The sequence below is a fragment of the Hoeflea prorocentri genome (genome assembly GCF_027944115.1).
In the GTDB taxonomy this organism is placed as follows: domain Bacteria; phylum Pseudomonadota; class Alphaproteobacteria; order Rhizobiales; family Rhizobiaceae; genus Hoeflea_A; species Hoeflea_A prorocentri.
In genome coordinates this window covers 1,067,681-1,085,819 of sequence record NZ_JAPJZI010000001.1, presented here as the reverse complement: position 1 = coordinate 1,085,819, position 18,139 = coordinate 1,067,681, and the positions used below count along the sequence as shown (strand labels likewise).

Sequence of the window (18,139 nt, the reverse complement as noted above, 5' to 3'; positions counted from 1 at the left end):
AGGCGAGGTCCGATGCGCGTCAGTTGCCGAAACGGCCCGAGCGCGGAAAACCGCGCGGCGCAAGGCGGCCGGCCTGGGCCCGGTCGCCGATCCACTCGGCAAGTTCCTGTTGCGTCTTCGTATGGGTGCGGCCGGCTGAATCCTGCCAGCTTAGCCCCTCCTCCATCGCAAAGGTCTTCACATCGGCCACGCCGCCATCCTTGTAACGCTGCAGGCGCACGCCCTTGCCACGGGTCATTTCCGGCAACTGCGAAAGCGGGAAGACAAGCAGTTTCTTGTTTTCGCCGATCACCGCGACGCAGTCGCCGCTGACCGGCACGCACAGTGTCGCCTCGACCGGCAGCTTGACGTTCATGACCTGTTTGCCCTTGCGGGTATTGGCAGTGATCTCGGACTGCGGCACGATAAAGCCGTTCCCGACCGTGGACGCCAGAAGCAGGCGCACCTTGGGGTCGTGGACAAAGGCCGCGACGATGTCCTGATCATTGTCCATATCGACCATGATGCGCACGGGCTCGCCGTGACCGCGTCCGCCCGGAAGCCGATCGCAACCGAGCGTGTAGAACTTGCCGCCGGTCGTAAACAGGATGATCTTGTCGGTCGTATGGGCGGGGAAAGCGAATTTGAGCTTGTCGCCCTCCTTGAAGGTCAGGCCCGAATAGTCGGACAAATGTCCTTTCATCGCCCGGATCCATCCCTTCTGCGAGACGACAACCGTGACCGGTTCCTTCTCGATCATGGCCTGCTGGATCGCCTCGATATCAGTCTCCGGTGCGTCGCCGAAGGTGGAGCGTCGACGGCCGAGCTCGGTGTCCTTGCCGAAGGTCTTTTTGACCTCGCCGATCTCCCAGGCAACGGTTGCCCACTGTTTTTCGTCGGAAGCAAGCAACGCTTCGATATCTGCCTTTTCTGCGGTGAGGCCGTCAAACTCCTTACGGATTTCGAACTCTTCGAGCTTGCGCAGGGAACGCAGGCGCATATTGAGGATTGATTCCGCCTGGAGGTCGGTCAGATCATAGCGGCGCATGAGTTCGGCCTTCGGATCGTCCTCCTCGCGTATGATGCGGATAACCTCATCAATATTGAGATAGGCAATGAGATAACCGCCGAGGATCTCAAGCCGCCGCTCGATCGCGGCAAGTCGATGGCGCGAGCGCCGCTGCAGCACTTCCTTGCGGTGCTCCAGCCATTCCAGCAGCACCTCTGGCAGCGACATCACCTTCGGCACCTTGCCCTTCGACAGAACATTCAGGTTGAGCGAGACACGCGATTCCAGATCGGTCAGCTTGAACAACGATTCCATCAGCAAGGTCGGATCGACGCTGCGGTTCTTCGGCACCAGGACAAGACGGATGTCTTCGGCCGATTCATCGCGAATATCGTCAAGCAAAGGCAGTTTGCGGGCCAGAAGCAGCTCCGCGACCTTTTCGATCATCCGCGACTTCTGCACCTGATAGGGGATTTCGGTGACGACGATGACATAGCCGCCGCGGCCGGTCTCTTCCTTCTCCCAGCGGGCGCGAACACGAAAGCCCCCTCGTCCGGTCTTGTAGGCTTCGAGGATTGACTCGCGGTCTTCGACGATGATGCCGCCGGTCGGAAAATCCGGACCGGGCACCAGTTCCACCATCTTTTCGATGCGGGCATTGGGATGCTTGATGAGATGCAGGGCTGCATCGCACAGCTCGGCGGCATTGTGCGGCGGGATCGAGGTCGCCATGCCGACGGCAATGCCGGTTGCCCCATTGGCAAGAAGGTTCGGAAAAGCGCCCGGCAGAACGACCGGCTCTTCGTTTTCCTCATCATAGGTGGTGCGGAAATCGACGGCGTCCTCGTCAATGCCACGCAACAGCAGCTCGGCCACCGATGTCATCTTGGATTCGGTGTAACGCATGGCGGCGGCGTTATCGCCGTCGATATTGCCGAAATTGCCCTGTCCGTTGACAAGCGGATAGCGCACGGCGAAATCCTGCGCCAGGCGCACAAGTGCGTCGTAGATCGCCTGATCGCCATGCGGGTGGAAATTACCCATCACCTCACCGACGATCTTGGCCGATTTCTTGAAACCGCCATTGGACCTGAGGCCCATATCGCTCATGGCGTAGACGATACGCCGGTGCACCGGCTTTAGCCCGTCGCGCACATCCGGCAGCGCACGGTGCATAATCGTCGAAAGCGCATAGGCGAGATAACGCTCTTCAAGCGCTGTTTTCAGGTCGACGGGTTCCGATCTGTCTTCGCCGTCGCCCGGTGGAATAAGGCTTTTTCCCATATCCTGCCCTTAACCGATGCACTGATTCGCAGCAAGGCTTGGTGTGTTTCATGGAAGCGCCGCACTGTTGAAGTATAACCTTCCGGCAACCATGTATTGGTCGCGAGGGGTTTTTTATCCAGGAAAATACAGTATTCGCTGTATTGGTGCCCCCGACAACGTTGTAGGACAGTGCCACTTCAAAGGGACCTGTCGGTTCAAGATCAAAAGCAGGAAGGATAAAGCATGCGCGCCCCATACCTTAAGACCGGACTTGCAGCCGGTTTTACCCTCTTGGCGTCAACTCACCTGTCGTTCGCGCTCGATGCCGACGATTTTGCCAAGAAATTTGCGGCTGCCTATGCGTCCCAGGGCGCCAATATCACCTATGACGGCGTGAGCGCCGATGGCGACACCATCACGCTGAAGGATGTCGATATTGAAATGCCGGGCGAAGATGATGGCCTTGATCTCGGAGACCTCACCTTCAATGGTGTCAAGGAAGACGGCTCCGGCGGATACACCGCAGAGTCTTTCACCAATGACGAGATCAAGTTCTCAGAGGACGATAACGAGCTGACAATCAGCGACTTGAAGGTCGAAAACCTGCGCATCCCGGGTGAACCGGGCGCGGAATCCGTAGACGACATTATGTGGTATGACTCGGCAACGACCGGCCCGATTGCACTGACCATCGAAGGGCAGGATGTCTTCAAGGCGGCGCGTTCCACAACAACGACCAAGAAAAGCTCTGACGGATCGCGGATGGATTTCGATGCCCGTATCGACGGTCTTGAAATCGACCTGAGTGATGTCAAGGACGCGCAGGCTCAGCAAGCCATCAACGGCATGGGATACCAAACCCTCAGTGGCGACGTCGTGCTGAACGGACACTGGGCTCCGGAAACGGGCGAGATCGCACTGACCGAATATGCCCTCACCCTTGACGATGTGGGCCGGCTGGACATGCAGTTCTCGATTTCCGGCTACACGCTGGAGTTCATCAAGGGCCTGCAGCAGATGCAGGAGCAGATGGCAAAGCAGGACGATGACGGCAAATCGCAGCAGGCCATGGGTCTTGCCATGATGGGGATGATGCAGCAGCTCACCTTCAACAGCCTTTCGGTCCGCTTTGACGATGCGTCGCTCACCAACAAGGTTCTCGACATGGTGGCCAGCCGTCAGGGCATGAGCCGCGATCAGATGGTCCAGGGACTTCAGGGCATGATGCCGCTGCTGCTGGCACAGCTGCAGAACCCAGAATTCCAAAAACAGGTGACGGAGGCTGTCAGCCTCTACCTGTCGGATCCAAAGAGCATTGAAATCACCGCTCAGCCGGAGGCACCGCTGCCGTTCGCATCGGTCGCCGGTTCGGCCATGGGTGCACCGCAGACCCTGCCCCAGGTCTTGAACGTCTCGGTGACAGCCAACCAGTAGAAAAAAAAAGCCCGCCACCCGGCGGGCTTTTTTCGGAGTGAAGACCGTCGACCGTGGCGGCGAATGCCTTGGGCGTTCCGCCTCCCGACGACCGCGCTCAAACCCAAGGCAGACCTTCGTCATGCCTCGATTATGAGCGTTGTTCTCATGATCAGATTATTGTCTTTCACGTTCAGCCACCTCGAGCAACCATGCACGCAGCACCGCGCCATCGGCATGTTCCTGATCGGTTTGCTTGGACACCAGATGAAATGCTTCATCGATCGGAACCTGAAGGTCGAAAGGTCTGGCAAGACGGCCGGATTCAAACATTGGATCCACCAGACATGAGCGCGCAAGAGCAACGCCGCAGCCGCGCGCAGCCAGTTCAAAGGCGACAAGAGAGTTGTCGACTTGCACTCCCCGGCCGGCATCTACGACATCTGCCGCCCCCGCGGCTCGTAGCCACTTTGCCCAGCCTTCCTCGTACCCCAACACATGAATCAATGTGCAGTTTTTCAGATCGTCAACATGTGTGAGCTCACCGCCCTCAACAATCAACGGACTGCAGACCGGGGAGATTGTGTCCCATGTCAAACGATCAGTGTTCACGCCTGGCCACTTTCCGGTTCCATATCGAATATCCAGATCAAAATCGGGATTTCCGATTTCCTCATTCCAGACGCTTGAGACAATACGTATCGGAATATCTGGATATCGTGCGTAGAAATCAGGTAGCCGCGGTACCAACCAGTTGACCGAGAAACCCGTTGCGGCCCGAAGGGTAAGAACTTTTGAACGTCGTCCACCGAAGACCTCTTTAGTCCCATCTGACAATCGTTCAAAGGCATCACGGACCTTGGGAAGGTAGGCCTCTGCCGCCTTTGTCATTTCCAGACTCCGGGCGTGGCGAACGAACAGCGGTTCACGTATGTGGAGTTCCAGCTGTTTAACCTGTTTGGAAACAGCGACCTGACTAAGACCCAACTCCTTTGCAGCGTGCGTGAAGCTGAGATGACGTGCCGACGCTTCGAACGTTCGGAGCCAGTTCAGAGGGGGCATCCGATGCATAATGGCAAAGCTACCTATAACTCTTGTTTGTCCTCAGGACGAAGCATTATCATTTGTCACACCAATACTTAAGCCCGAAAATAAGACGGTCTGCCTTTGGGAGGAGGTCCGGGCGAAATGGTCGCAATTTATCCTTCGGCTCGTCTGCACGCGTCGCCGTTTTATGAATCTGCGTTGGCCGAAGGCATGGTATCGGCCACGGTTTACAACAGCATGATACTGCCGACTGGTTTCGGCGACCCGGAAGCTGAATACTGGCGGATAATAAACGGCGTATCCCAGTGGGACGTTGGCGTTGAGCGGCAGGTCCAGCTCAAGGGGCCGGATGCAGCCACGCTGGCCCAGATTCTGTCTCCACGTGATCTTTCGAAATGCAAGATTGGTCAGGGCAAATATATCCCGATGTGCAATCACAGCGGAACCCTCATCAATGATCCGATCCTTTTGAAACTGGCAGACGACCTGTTCTGGTTCTCAATTGCTGACAGCGACATTCAATTGTGGGCAAGGTCAATCGCAGCAGAGCGCGGTCTGGACGTTCAGGTTTCGCAGCCGGATGTCTCACCGATGGCGTTGCAGGGCCCCAAAGCTGAAGATGTCGTTGCTCACGTCGTTGGCGACTGGGTCTGCGATCTCAAGTATTTCTGGTTCCGTGAGACTGAGATCGATGGCATTCCTGTCGCTATTCAACGTTCAGGCTGGTCGAAGCAGGGTGGCTTTGAGATCTACCTTCGTGATGGGACCAAAGGCACGCAACTCTGGAATATTTTCAAGGAAGCCGGGCAGCCGTGGGGCATCGGCCCCGGCGCGCCGGCTACGGCTGAAAGAACCGAAAGCGGCCTGCTTTCAGTAGGTGGTGATACCGACGACGAAACCAATCCGTTCGAGGTCAGGCTGGGCAATTACCTTGACCTCGATGTCCATGACGGTGTGGTCGGCATTGCTGCCTTGCGTAAGATCAAAGCCGCAGGATTGAAACGCCATCAGTTGGGCATCATTCTGGACGGTGAGAAACCCGATCGACTGCATTATCACTGGGAGGAAATCCGCAAAGATGGCCGCAGAGTTGGCGATATGACCAACACCAATTGGTCACCACGCATGAAAAGCAACATTGGTTTTGCGCTTGTCGAAACGAGCTGTGAAGCCGGTGACAACGTGCAGGTCATTCGTCCCGAGAAAACAGTCGATGCCAAACTCGTCGAGCTTCCTTTCCTGTAGTTAAGTCCCATTTGGCGCCGAGGAGGCCCTCATGCAACTTCCCTCCCTTGAACTTAAAAACATCACGCTCGACAGAGATGATGAAATAGCAATTGTGAGCCTTGATCGCGCGGCAAAACGCAACGCGCTCAATGCTGAAACCATCGAAGAACTGATTTCCGTTTTCTCAGCCATTCCCCGTAGCGGTGCGCGCGCTGTTGTCTTGCGCGCCGAAGGTGATCATTTCTCGGCAGGGCTGGACCTCGTGGAACATCACAAGCAGGAGCGCAGCGCTGCGGACTTCATGCATGTTTGCCTTCGCTGGCATGAGGCTTTCAACAAGATGGAGTATAGTGGTGTTCCGGTCATTGCTTCCTTGAAAGGCGCAACGGTCGGCGGTGGTCTCGAACTGGCATCAGCCGCTCATATCCGCGTCGCCGACCAGACAACATATTTTGCATTACCGGAGGGGCAGCGCGGGTTGTTTACCGGCGGCGGCGCGACCATTCGAGTTGCCGAACTCGTGGGGCGCGCCCGGATGATCGATATGATGCTGACCGGGCGCATCTACAAGGCGGAGGAAGCTTTGGCCGTTGGATTGTGTCAATATCTTGTGAAGGAGGACAGCGAGGCCAAGGCCCTGGAGATAGCCAAAGCTACAGCCAGTGTGCCACCGCTTTCTAATTTCGCCATTTGCTCTGCCATTTCGCACACCCGAAATATGTCAGCGCTTGATGCTTCTTACATGGAGGCGTTCGTGGCGGGTGTGGTGAACACTCAACCCGCATCGAACGAACGACTTGCCGCATTTGCCGATAAAACGGCTGCCCGGGTGAAACCCATGACGTAGATCGATAAGATTGAGGAGGAGGAACACAATCAAAGGCCTTAGATAATGGTGTCGATGTCATCAAAAAGCTCTGCCGACCGTTTCACGATTGCATTTGGCTGACTGACACCCGCTTGGAGCGATCTAGGTATAAGTGAGTTCAACAGGAGGAAACAACATGAGCATACGCCCTGATCCAACTTTTCATGCAACGGCCAAGCTGGCGATGGCCGCGCCGGTCGAAAACCTTGCATTCACGCTGATGCTAAGCCCTGACGGATCACAACCGGACGGTATCGCTGTGGTGGATGTTGACCCTAAATCAAAAAACTTCGGAGAGATCGTCAGCAGCCTGTTTATGCCCAACAAGGGGGACGAGTTTCACCATTTTGGCTGGAACGCCTGTTCGTCGGCTCTGTCTCCGTTGACGGGCCACGCCTTCCTCGAACGGCGCTACCTTATTGTTCCGGGAATCCGATCGTCGCGTATCTACGTGATCGATGTGAAAGATCCGATGAACATGAAAATTCATCGCACGATTGAAGCTGATGAAATCCTGGAAAAGACGGGATATTCCCGCCCCCATACGATCCATTGCGGTCCAGAAGGCATTTATGTATCGACCCTCGGCGGTGGCGGAGAAGATGGTACTGATGGCCCCCCCGGCATCTTCATCATGGATTGCGAAACATTTGACGTGCTTGGTCGTTATGAGATGGATCGCGGCGCACAGGACAAGCACTATGATTTCTGGTGGAACCTGCCGCGTGATTATATGGTGAGTTCTGAATGGGGTCTGCCGCCGCAATTTGAGAACGGCATCGTTCCAGAAGACCTGCTCTCCAACAAGTACGGACACTCCATCCATTTCTGGGATCTGCGTGGACGCCGGAACATTCAGACGATCGATTTGGGCGAAAACCATCAGATGGCGTTGGAAATCCGTCCGGCTCACGACCCGGCAAAGGAGTACGGCTTCTGCGGCGTGGTTGTTGATACAACGAATCTGGAAGGTGCGATCTTTACCTGGTGGCGTGACGAAGATGGCAAATTTCACGCAAAGAAGACAGTGACCATTCCTCCTGTTCCCGCTGATGCCGACGACCTTCCGGAGCTGCTGAAGGGCTTCTCCGCCGTACCACCGCTGGTCACCGACATAGACCTCAGCCTCGATGACAAATATCTTTATGTGGCCTGCTGGGGCACCGGTGAAATGCATCAGTATGACGTTTCTGATCCGATGGCGCCGAAGCTGGCAGGCAAGGTTGAAATTGGCGGCATTGTGGCCAAACACAAGCATCCCAACGGCAAAGAGTTCGGATACGGTCCGCAAATGGTCGAAATCAGCCGAGACGGAAAACGCGTTTACTGGACCAATTCCCTCTATTCCACCTGGGACGATCAATTCTATCCCGGAGAGCGCGGTGCAGCCATGGTAATGGCGGATGTCGGTGAAAATGGCGGTCTGACACTGAACAAGGATTTCTGGGTTGAGTTCCCGGACGGTTACCGCAGCCACCAGATCCGTTTGGAAGGTGGCGACTGTTCGACAGACAGCTTCTGTTATCCATCGGTTTAGCAATTGTCTGACATATCTCTTGTGGCGGCCCTTTGGTGGGCCGTCATCGTTTCCGGCCTCTACCACGGGCTGAACCCTGCCATGGGCTGGCCGCTTGCGGTTTCTTCGGCACTCATGGAGAAAAAGCGCACAGCGCTCATCTACGCACTGGCGGCCCTTTCGGCCGGACACTTCATGGCCATGATGGTCATCCTCCTGCCGTTTTCCATGATGACCACGCTGGTTTACTGGGAACGTGAGGTCCGAATTGGTGCCGGACTCATTCTAATTGCCCTCGGCATCTATCTGTTAGTTGTCCGCCGCCATCCACGCATCCTGTCGCGCGTTCCGCCATCCAGACTGGCGCTATGGTCGTTTCTCGTTGCCATGGCGCACGGAGCCGGCCTGATGCTGGTGCCCATCTACCTTGGTATCTGCGCACCGCAGCACCAGGACGCCGGTCACCTGGCTTCCGGAAGCTTGATGGCAGGAAATATCGGAACAGCGTTTCTGGTCGGAGTCACCCACACGGCCGCCATGACACTGGCTGGTGGCGCGCTGGCCGCAGGAACCTATTTCTGGCTGGGCTTGAAGTTCCTGTCCAAAACCTGGTTCAATTTGGATACTGTGTGGGCAGTCAGTTTGATTGTGGTTGGTTTCCTGGGGTTGATCTCAACACATGGTTGAGCGTGAACAGACTGCTGCTGTCTCGCGATGCCGTCCAGTTCTTCGGCATTTGTCCGGCCATCCGCCAGAGCTCGCACGAGCAGATCCCGTCGGGCAGTGAACGCTGGACCGACGCAATTTCCAGGCTGCCGCCGGCCGCCGATAGTCTTTTTGTTCGTACGCGCCTGGAACGAGAGGCACCCTTGGCTACTCGTCCTTGGCCGGCGGGATGATCCGCACATTGAGGTCGCGTAGTTGAGCCGGTTCTGCCTCACTCGGCGCACCCATCAGCAAGTCCTGGGCCTGCTGGTTCATCGGGAACATGGTAACTTCGCGCAGGTTTTTCGCCCCTATGAGCAGCATGACAATCCGGTCAATGCCTGCTGCCATTCCGCCATGGGGCGGTGCGCCATACTGGAAGGCACGGTAGAGACCGCCAAAGCGTTCCTCGACCTCTTTGGCGTCGAAACCAACAAGACCGAAGGCCTTGACCATCAACTCGGGGATATGGTTGCGGATGCCGCCGGAGGCGATTTCGAAGCCGTTGCAGACCATGTCGTACTGATAGGCCAGGATCGATTGAGGATCCTCGCCGTCCAGCGCTTCCACGCCGCCCTGCGGCATGGAGAACGGGTTGTGCGAGAAATCGAGGCAGTCTTCCTCGTCATTCCATTCATAAAACGGGTAATCGACAATCCAGCACAGCTCGAACCGGTCCGTGTCGACAAGGCCGAGTTCTTCACCAACACGCGTGCGGGCATCGCCAGCAAAGCCGGCAAATTTGCCGGGCTGACCGGCGACGAAGAAACAGGCGTCGCCCGCTTCCAGACCAAGCTGGGTACGGATCGCCTCGGTGCGCTCTGGCCCTATATTCTTTGCCAACGGCCCGGCGCCGGCAACAGCACCGTCCTCATCGCGCCAGAAGATATAGCCGAGGCCAGGCTGTCCCTCGCCCTGCGCCCAGGAGTTCATCCGGTCGCAAAAGGCGCGGCTTCCGCCCGTCTTGGCCGGGATCGCCCAGACTTCCACCTTGGGATCGCCCGCGATCATGTTGGCGAAGACCTTGAAGCCCGAACCGGCAAAGTGCTCGGTCACGGCCTCCATTTCGATTGGGTTTCTAAGGTCCGGCTTGTCGCTTCCGTATTTGCGCATAGCATCCGCATAGACAATGCGCCGGAATGTCTGCGAGACCGGCTTGCCGTCCGCGAACCGCTCAAAAACCGTACGGATGACCGGTTCAATCGTCGACAGGATGTCTTCCTGCTCAACAAAGCTCATCTCAAGGTCAAGCTGGTAGAACTCGCCGGGCAGCCGGTCGGCGCGCGGGTCCTCATCGCGAAAACACGGCGCAATCTGGAAGTAACGGTCGAAACCGGACGCCATGATGAGCTGCTTATACTGCTGTGGCGCCTGCGGAAGTGCGTAGAACTTGCCCTGGTGGATACGGCTCGGCACCAGAAAGTCGCGAGCGCCCTCCGGCGATGAGGCCGTCAGGATGGGCGTCGCGAATTCGGTAAAACCGGCTCCGCCCATCAGTTCGCGCATCGCCGAGATAATCTCTGTACGGCGGATGATGTTCTGGTGCAGCGTGTCGCGGCGAAGATCGAGGAAACGGTACTTCAATCGCACATCTTCAGGGTATTCGGGTTCTCCAAACACGGGCAGCGGCAGTTCCTTGGCCGCTGAAAGCACCTCGATCTCACGGGCATAGATCTCCACCTCACCGGTGGGAAGGTTCGGATTGATCGTATCGTCCGAGCGCGCCTTGACGTCACCGTCGATACGGATGACCCATTCACCACGAACCGTCTCGGCCAGTCTGAATGCCGCTGAATCAGGATCGGCCACCACCTGCGTGACACCATAATGGTCCCTCAGGTCGATAAACAGGACGCCGCCATGGTCACGGACACGATGGACCCAGCCGGACAGCCTGACGGTTGACCCGACATCGGATTTACGGAGGGCGGCGCAGTTATGGCTGCGATAGCGATGCATCGGTATTTCCTGAATCATTTTGCGTTTGATAGCGGCATCGGACCGAATGTCCGGATGGTCACCTTGAAAACCGGGCGGACAAGCGCATGACAGGCGTGATTTGTCAAGAAGCGGCATGAAATAACGCCACATTTGCGGCATTTCGTTCTGACCAGTCAGCGCATGCGGGTTCCGGCTGCTTATCCGGCAGTCATCACGCACGGCCGCGCGCGACATTGCCCTTTACCCGAATCCCCAGCAAGATAGTTCAGTACTGATCGAGACGGGCAATCAGGCAAGACAAGACAAGGCATGGATTATTAGATAAAGAGCTTACATGGATATCATTAGTACCACCGGTGATCTTGAAACCGTATGTAACCGTCTTTCCCAGGCAGACTTCCTCACAATCGACACGGAATTCATTCGAGAGACAACTTTCTGGCCGGAGCTCTGCCTCATCCAGATGGCGGCCGACGACATGGCGTTCATTGTCGACCCGCTCGCCAAGGGCATCGACCTCAAGCCCTTTTTTGCGCTGATGGCGGACACCTCCGTCGTCAAAGTCTTTCACGCGGCCCGCCAGGACATCGAGATCGTCTATCATCTGGGCAACCTCATCCCGCATCCGATATTTGATACGCAGGTCGCCGCCATGGTCTGCGGCTTCGGCGATTCTGTTTCTTACGATCAGCTTGTTCAAAAGACAGTCGGAGCGCAGATCGACAAGACCTCGCGCTTTACCGACTGGCGCCGGCGGCCGCTCTCAGACAAGCAACTGAGCTATGCGCTTGCCGACGTCACGCATCTGCGGGACGTCTACCGCATGCTGAAAGCGCGGCTTGAGAGGGACAATCGCGTTCACTGGGTCAAAGAGGAAATGGATGTACTTGAATCGGCATCCACCTACGACCTGCATCCGGACGATGCCTGGAAGCGCCTGCGCATGCGGGTCAGGAAGCCTCAGGACCTCGAAGTCATGAAAAAGGTCGCCGCGTGGCGCGAGTGGGAAGCTCGAGAGCGCAACATCCCGCGCCGGCGTGTGCTGAAAGACGAGGCAATCTATGAGATAGCTCAGCAGCAGCCACGCGACGTTAACGCGCTTGGCCGCCTGCGGTCGATCCCCAAGGGTTGGGAACGTTCCCAGGCCGGCGGAGCGATTATCACGGCGGTCGACGAGGCATTGGCGACACCAAAGGAACAACTGCCCCGCATCGTGCGGCCGTCGCAGCCGCCGGAAGGCGCGGCGGCGGCAAGCGAGTTGCTCAAGGTGCTGTTGAAGCTGACAACCGAAAAGCACGGAGTGGCGCCGAAAGTCATCGCCAACACCGAAGACCTTGAGCGTATCGCCGCTGACGGCGAAAACGCCAATGTCGAGGCACTGTCCGGCTGGCGGCGCGAGCTTTTCGGAGAAAAGGCTCTCAAACTGCTCCGCGGCGAGCTGGCGCTGCGCTTCGTCGACCGCAAGGTCGAGGTCGTCGACCTGTCGGACTGACCGGCGGGCGTAACAGCGCGGTCAGGAACCGATCTCAAGATGGATAGCGTGGCCGGTCAGTCGTGAGAGCTGCAGCAGCCGGCCTTCCAGGCGTTCGCCGGCAAAGGCGCGCAACCTTTTGGGCACGTGAAGCACCAGCTCGTCCGGCCCCGCCGGTTCGAAGCGGATGAGCGGTGTCACGCCGGGCATGGATGCCGAAAACAGATAGCTGACGCGCAACAGACCGCCAAGCAGCTTGGCCAGTTGCTGAAAGCGCGGCGATGCGATGGCAGCAAACGTCTCGCTGTGGTCATCGCCGCGCAGACCTTCAAAGCGGTAATAATTGGCAAGCGCGATATAGACCCTGCCGGCATGGGTGATGCCGCCGAATGTGCCGTTCGATATCAGATTGAGTGATTGCGCCCCACGGTAATCGGGATGCGCACGCCAGCTTATGTCCGCCAAAAGGCAGGCGGCGCGGCGATAGCGGGCTTCCTCGACCGTTTCGTCAATGCCGAAAGCTTTGAATGCATCCTCCGTCCAGCGGGTCAGTTCCCTTGCATGTTCCGGTGAGCGGGCACGCAGGATAGCCAGTTCGTCAGCGGCGCAGATCAACGGGTCCTCGGCTTTTTCCTGTCCATTCAACAGCGAATAAAGGAAGCCTTCGCGCACACCGAGCGCAGAAAAACTCACCTTCTGCGGCTTCATGGCGCGCAGGATTTCCGCCATGGTCACCGCACCGAAAGGCAAAAGTCCGCGACGGTTGCGCGACACAGCACGTATCGCCTTGCCTTTGGCGGAATTGTCCCCGGCGACCCCCTTTAAGAAGTCAATCGCATCTTTCGTCTCGATCTCGTAACCCTGCGTCATATGAAGCGGATAGGAGATCATCTCCATATGAAGCTTGGCAAGGTTACGCCAGGTACCGCCAACCGCATAGAATGTGCGATCCTTGCCCCTTTCCAGCAAGGTTGCAGCCGCGAGGTTCTTGCGAACGATCTTCTGCGCCTTGTCGACCGAACCGGCCGCTGCCTCCGAGAGCCGCAATCCGCCAATCGGCAAGGTTATGCCGTCGCCGATTTGCGTTCCTCGAATATCAACAAGTTCAAGCGATCCGCCGCCGAGGTCTCCCACGATGCCGTCAGGGTCGAAGTAACTGCTGATGACCCCAAGCGCCGAATAATGCGCTTCCTGCCGTCCGCTTAGGACGTGAATTTCGCGACCGAGGATTGTCTGGGCCTCTTCGATGAAGTCAGGGCCGTTTGCCGCCTCCCGCGCCGCAGCGGTAGCGATCACATGAAGGTCGGTGGCGCGGGCCTGTTCTGACAGGGCGTGGAACCGCCGAAGCGCGCCCAGCGCTTTTTGGACACCTTCGGTGCTCAAAAGACCGGTCGCCGCGATACCCCTGCCAAGGCCGCATAAAACCTTTTCATTGAACAGAACCGTCGGCGTGCGGTTCAGTCCTTCATAAATGACAAGACGTACCGAGTTCGATCCAATATCAACTACGGATATCGGCGCTATGCCGGGCAGACGGCCCTGGGCTTCCGATTCAACCATGCGGCTTTACGTGCTCAACTCTTCTTCTTTTTTTGTGAAACCCGGCCCGCGATCAGTTTGGGAGCGCTCGATGCCAGAGCACCGCCGCGGCCGGACAGGCTGGGATTGGTCATGAAATAATGCTGGGCGTTGAACGGCTCCTCTCCTGCACGCACATCCATGCGACGCGACGTGCCGTCTGCTAATATCTCATAGCTCTGCTGGTTGTCGATCAGGTTGCCAAGCATGATCTGTGACTGAACCTGTTCTTTCACCGTCGGATTCTCCAGCGGCACCATCGTCTCCACACGCCGGTCCAAGTTACGCGGCATGAGGTCCGCCGAACTGATATAGACAATCGAGTCCGCGCTCGGCAGGCCCCTGCCATTGCCAAAGCAGAAGATGCGCGAGTGCTCCAGGAAGCGTCCGACGATCGATTTGACGCGAATGTGCTCGGACAACCCTTCGACCTGCGGACGCAGACAGCAAATGCCGCGCACCACAAGATCAACTTCAACGCCGGCCTGGCTTGCCCTGTACAGCGCATCGATGGTCACAGGATCGACAAGCGAGTTCACCTTCATCCAGATTGCGGCCGGCTTACCCCGTTTTGCGTGTTCGATCTCGGCCTCGATATGTTCCAGCAGGCGGCTGCGCAGCGTGCTGGGCGAGACGCCCAGTTTCATCTCCTCGGTCGGCTGCCCGTAACCGGTGATGAAATTGAAGACATGTGCGACATCGTGCGCTATGTCCGGGTCGCAGGTAAAAAAGGACAGATCCGTGTAGATCTTGGCGGTGACCGGATGGTAATTACCGGTTCCCAGATGGCAATAGGACGCAAGCTTGCCCTCCTCGCGGCGCACGACCAGCGACATCTTGGCATGTGTCTTGAGTTCCAGAAAACCAAACACGACCTGAACCCCTGCCCGTTCCAGATCACGCGCCCAGCGGATATTGGCTTCCTCATCGAAACGCGCACGCAGTTCGACGAGAGCCGTCACCGACTTGCCTTCCTCCGCCGCATCGATCAGTGCGCGGACGATCGGGCTGTCATTAGAGGTGCGGTAGAGGGTTTGTTTGATCGCCAGGACATCCGGATCGCATGCCGCCTGCCGAAGGAACTGCACAACGACATCAAACGATTCATACGGATGATGAATGACGATGTCCTTTTCGTGGATGGCCGCAAGGCAGTCGCCGGCATGTTCACGGATACGCTCAGGAAAACGCGCATTGTAGGGCTCAAACTTCAGATCATCGCGAGGCGTATCGACGATCTCCGATATCGTGGAAAGCGCCAACAGGCCTGGCAGGACAGCCACGCGATCCTCCGCGACGTTAAGCTCCGAGGTTACGAAGTGGCGCAGCGCTTCCGGCATTTCTGAATCAAATTCAATCCGAATGACCGAGCCGCGGCGGCGGCGTTTCAGGGCGCGCTCAAACAGCCGGACAAGGTCCTCTGCCTCTTCCTCGACCTCGATATCGCTGTCGCGGATAATCCTGAAAGTGCCGGAACCCTTGACGCTGTATCCTGGAAACAGCGTTCCGATAAACTGACCGACGACATCCTCAAGCGTTATGAAGCGGACCTTGTCATCGCGATCGGGCAACCGCACGAAACGATTGAGCGCAACGGGCAGGCGCAGAAGCGCTGTCATGCTTTCGCGCTTCTTGCGGCTGTAGAGCTTCAGGACAATCGAGAAGCCGAGATTGGGTATGAACGGAAACGGGTGCGCCGGATCGATCGAGAGCGGCGTCAGCACCGGAAAAATTGACGACAGGAACTCCTTTTTAAGCCAAATGAGATCATCGCGGTCGAGGTCACCGGCCCGAACGATCAATATGTCTTCCTCGGCCAGATATTGCTGCAAAACTGCCAGCGAGGCCTGCTGCTCAAGCTGTAGTTTGCCGATCTCGTCAAGCGCTTCGTTGAGCTGGCGTAAAGGTGTGCGTCCGTCCGCGGAGCGGCTTGTAATGCCCTCCCTGACCTGGCCTTCAAGACCGGCCACACGCACCATGAAGAACTCGTCCAGATTGGCCGCGGATATTGAAAGAAAGCGGATACGTTCAAGCAGCGGGTGCGCGCTGTTCTGCGTCTCCTCCAAAACCCGCCGATTGAACTGAAGCCAGGAGAATTCGCGGTTTATGAAGCGCTCCGGGCTATTCATAAGTGTTTCGGTGGCTTCAGCCAGCCCCGTTTGGCCGTCTGGCGGTGCTATTGTTGTCTTGTCGTCCATCTGCGATCTTACCTCACGCCAATCATACACCGCAGCCGACAATATGCCTATGCGACAAAGGCTTATGGTAAATCGGCGTTCTGACCCGCCTCGAGCTCGGCAAGCACCTCGGAAGCAAGGGATCGGCTGATCTTGCTGCGGCGCGCAAGCGCCAGCCGGTCCATGCGTTCCACAATGGTCTGCGCAGCGTCAAGCGACCGCTCCATCCGGTGCACCAGAAAGAGGACAACTTTGGGGTCGACGACGATTTGCCTGTCCGCGAACAGTTTTTCAATAACCTGGGCAAGAAGATCGTCATCCGGCTCGCCAATTTCCACAATCGTTGCAGCCTTGAGCCGGGACCGCAGATCGGCAAGCTCCACGGGCCAGGCTGCCGGCCAGATCCGCGTCGTAATCATCAGCGCGGTCTCATGCTGGCGCACCGTGTTGATCAGGTGGAAAAGCAGGGTGTCGTCAAAGCCCTCACGATCAATGTCCTCGATCAGCACCGGCCCTTCGCTGGCAGATTGGAGGGCAGAGCTGTCACCGGTATGCGCCGACACCGTCACCGCCCCGGACTTGTCTTTCCATATCTCGGCGAGATGCGTTTTACCGGCTCCGGTCGGGCCGGCAAGGATGACGACGGGCGAAACCCATTCGGGCCATATATCGACAATCCCGATGGCTGCACTCAACGGATCGGATACAACCAGATCGTCGCGCGTTGTATTGGGCCGGTGAGCGAATTCGAGGGGCAACTGCCCTGTCCCGCGCTCACGCCCCTTACCGTTGTTAGGCGCCATTGTCCTTCTCAGCATCCTCTTTGACGGCAACCGGGCCGGCTCCGTCATCATAGAGATTGCTTTCCAGATATCGCTTAAGGGCAAAGCGCACAAGCACGGCCAGCGCCGCCGACGCAGGCACGGCGACAAGCAGACCGACAAAACCGAACAGCGAACCGAAGGCAAACAGTGCGAACATCAGCCAGACCGGATGAAGACCGACACTGCGGCCGACAAGCTTGGGCTGGAGGATATTGCCTTCAATGAACTGTCCGGAGAAGAATACGGCAAGCACAACGGCAATCGAAATATAGTCCGGCCAGAACTGGACCAGCGCGACGCCCGCCGCCAGCACCAGGCCAACCATCGAGCCCACATAGGGAATAAAGCTGATAAGCCCGGCAAAGAGGCCGATCAGCAGTCCGAAATTCAGCCCGGAAAGTGTCAAACCGGCTGCGTAATAAACGCCGAGGATCAGGCAGACGCTGCCCTGCCCGCGCACAAAACCGGCAATAGCACTGTCCATATCGCGCGAGATTTCCCTGACTGAGTTGAGTTGGCTGCGGGGAATCCATGCATCGACGGTCTCAACCATCCGGTCCCAGTCAAGCAGGAGATAAAACGCCACGACCGGCGTAACGATGAACAGGGATGCAATGTCGGCAAGCGCCTTGCCGGAATTCCAGACCTGCAGGAAGACCTGCCCGACCAGCCCGGCTCCCTGGGAAAGCAGTTCGCCCAGCGACGATTTGAGATCGGGCAGTTCCGCGCCAATCCACTTGCTCAGCCATTCCGTGTTTGTCGATGCGATCAAGGACTGAAGCTGGGCTGCATAGTCAGGCAGTTTGGCGATGAAGCCGCTCGCCTGGCTGGCAAGCACCGGAACGACGATCATCAACCCGATGATAAAGATCAGCAGGAAGGTGATGAGAATCAGGACCGTCGCGACCAGCCTCGATATGCCCCAGTTTTCAAGCTTGTCGGCAACGGGATCGAGGAAATAAGCAAGCGCCATCCCCGCCACAAAGGGCAGCAATATGCCCCTGAAAACATAAAGAAACAGGCCAAACAGGAAAAACGCACCCAGCCAGAAAACAGCCTGCCTGCGCAACGAAGCCGTGTTGATCTGTGTAACCATCGCGGCCCCCATGCCTAAATAA

General features: G+C 57.4%; 13 protein-coding genes. 6 read left to right on the top strand and 7 right to left on the bottom strand.

The genetic code is table 11. The annotated features are described in order from the left end of the window. Positions 1 to 19: 19 nt before the first annotated feature. Positions 20 to 2,272: a DNA topoisomerase IV subunit A gene (gene parC / locus OQ273_RS04970; protein ID WP_267989365.1), complete on the bottom strand. Its 2,253-nt coding sequence runs from the start codon at positions 2,270 to 2,272 to the stop codon at positions 20 to 22. A 225-nt stretch (positions 2,273 to 2,497) separates the two neighbouring features. On the opposite strand from parC, the gene OQ273_RS04965 reads away from it, so the two are divergent. Then, positions 2,498 to 3,688 carry a hypothetical protein gene (locus OQ273_RS04965; RefSeq protein WP_267989364.1) on the top strand — a complete coding sequence of 397 codons (1,191 nt, stop codon included), beginning with the start codon at positions 2,498 to 2,500 and terminating at the stop codon, positions 3,686 to 3,688. A gap of 156 nt (positions 3,689 to 3,844) precedes the next feature. Here OQ273_RS04965 and OQ273_RS04960 read toward each other — a convergent pair whose 3' ends face one another. Next, positions 3,845 to 4,738, bottom strand: coding sequence for a LysR substrate-binding domain-containing protein (locus tag OQ273_RS04960; protein ID WP_267989363.1), 894 nt, complete (start codon positions 4,736 to 4,738; stop codon positions 3,845 to 3,847). Positions 4,739 to 4,855: 117 nt separating this feature from the next. On the opposite strand from OQ273_RS04960, the gene OQ273_RS04955 reads away from it, so the two are divergent. The 4 genes from OQ273_RS04955 (at position 4,856) to OQ273_RS04940 (ending at position 9,012) form a co-directional block, all read left to right on the top strand. Continuing rightward, positions 4,856 to 5,959 carry a glycine cleavage T C-terminal barrel domain-containing protein gene (locus OQ273_RS04955; protein WP_267989362.1) on the top strand — a complete coding sequence of 368 codons (1,104 nt, stop codon included), beginning with the start codon at positions 4,856 to 4,858 and terminating at the stop codon, positions 5,957 to 5,959. A 31-nt stretch (positions 5,960 to 5,990) separates the two neighbouring features. Continuing rightward, entirely contained in the window at positions 5,991 to 6,788 is a 798-nt protein-coding gene (locus OQ273_RS04950; protein WP_267989361.1) for a crotonase/enoyl-CoA hydratase family protein, read from the top strand. Positions 6,789 to 6,945: 157 nt separating this feature from the next. Beyond that, a complete protein-coding gene (locus tag OQ273_RS04945) occupies positions 6,946 to 8,346 on the top strand; it encodes a selenium-binding protein SBP56-related protein (protein ID WP_267989360.1) in 1,401 nt (466 codons plus the stop codon). Between the two features lie 3 nt (positions 8,347 to 8,349). Beyond that, complete coding sequence (locus OQ273_RS04940; protein WP_267989359.1) at positions 8,350 to 9,012, top strand: hypothetical protein; 663 nt, start codon at positions 8,350 to 8,352, stop codon at positions 9,010 to 9,012. 186 nt (positions 9,013 to 9,198) lie between these two features. Here the strand turns inward: OQ273_RS04940 and aspS are convergent, their stop codons facing one another. After that, positions 9,199 to 10,989 (bottom strand): aspartate--tRNA ligase, encoded by a 1,791-nt coding sequence (gene aspS / locus OQ273_RS04935; protein ID WP_267989358.1) that lies wholly within the window; start codon positions 10,987 to 10,989, stop codon positions 9,199 to 9,201. A 322-nt stretch (positions 10,990 to 11,311) separates the two neighbouring features. On the opposite strand from aspS, the gene rnd reads away from it, so the two are divergent. Beyond that, positions 11,312 to 12,463, top strand: a complete 1,152-nt coding sequence (rnd, locus tag OQ273_RS04930; RefSeq protein ID WP_267993028.1) for a ribonuclease D — start codon at positions 11,312 to 11,314, stop codon at positions 12,461 to 12,463. A gap of 21 nt (positions 12,464 to 12,484) precedes the next feature. Here the strand turns inward: rnd and ppx are convergent, their stop codons facing one another. The 4 genes from ppx to OQ273_RS04910 all read right to left on the bottom strand — a co-directional run bounded on the left by ppx (position 12,485) and on the right by OQ273_RS04910 (position 18,117). Continuing rightward, positions 12,485 to 14,002, bottom strand: a complete 1,518-nt coding sequence (gene ppx / locus OQ273_RS04925; protein WP_267989357.1) for an exopolyphosphatase — start codon at positions 14,000 to 14,002, stop codon at positions 12,485 to 12,487. A 14-nt stretch (positions 14,003 to 14,016) separates the two neighbouring features. Further along, entirely contained in the window at positions 14,017 to 16,218 is a 2,202-nt protein-coding gene (locus OQ273_RS04920; RefSeq protein ID WP_267989356.1) for an RNA degradosome polyphosphate kinase, read from the bottom strand. Positions 16,219 to 16,280: 62 nt separating this feature from the next. Further along, complete coding sequence (hdaA, locus tag OQ273_RS04915; protein ID WP_267989355.1) at positions 16,281 to 17,000, bottom strand: DnaA regulatory inactivator HdaA; 720 nt, start codon at positions 16,998 to 17,000, stop codon at positions 16,281 to 16,283. After that, positions 16,990 to 18,117: an AI-2E family transporter gene (locus tag OQ273_RS04910; protein ID WP_267989354.1), complete on the bottom strand. Its 1,128-nt coding sequence runs from the start codon at positions 18,115 to 18,117 to the stop codon at positions 16,990 to 16,992. The genes hdaA and OQ273_RS04910 overlap by 11 nt, the downstream gene beginning before the upstream one ends. Positions 18,118 to 18,139 lie beyond the last annotated feature (22 nt).

Coding starts and splice junctions, on each gene's coding strand:
- parC (WP_267989365.1), bottom strand. CDS start 2,272: ATGGGAAAAAGCCTTATTCCACCGGGCGACGGCGAAGACAGATCGGAA.
- OQ273_RS04965 (WP_267989364.1), top strand. CDS start 2,498: ATGCGCGCCCCATACCTTAAGACCGGACTTGCAGCCGGTTTTACCCTC.
- OQ273_RS04960 (WP_267989363.1), bottom strand. CDS start 4,738: ATGCATCGGATGCCCCCTCTGAACTGGCTCCGAACGTTCGAAGCGTCG.
- OQ273_RS04955 (WP_267989362.1), top strand. CDS start 4,856: ATGGTCGCAATTTATCCTTCGGCTCGTCTGCACGCGTCGCCGTTTTAT.
- OQ273_RS04950 (WP_267989361.1), top strand. CDS start 5,991: ATGCAACTTCCCTCCCTTGAACTTAAAAACATCACGCTCGACAGAGAT.
- OQ273_RS04945 (WP_267989360.1), top strand. CDS start 6,946: ATGAGCATACGCCCTGATCCAACTTTTCATGCAACGGCCAAGCTGGCG.
- aspS (WP_267989358.1), bottom strand. CDS start 10,989: ATGCATCGCTATCGCAGCCATAACTGCGCCGCCCTCCGTAAATCCGAT.
- ppx (WP_267989357.1), bottom strand. CDS start 14,002: ATGGTTGAATCGGAAGCCCAGGGCCGTCTGCCCGGCATAGCGCCGATA.
- OQ273_RS04920 (WP_267989356.1), bottom strand. CDS start 16,218: ATGGACGACAAGACAACAATAGCACCGCCAGACGGCCAAACGGGGCTG.
- hdaA (WP_267989355.1), bottom strand. CDS start 17,000: ATGGCGCCTAACAACGGTAAGGGGCGTGAGCGCGGGACAGGGCAGTTG.
- OQ273_RS04910 (WP_267989354.1), bottom strand. CDS start 18,117: ATGGTTACACAGATCAACACGGCTTCGTTGCGCAGGCAGGCTGTTTTC.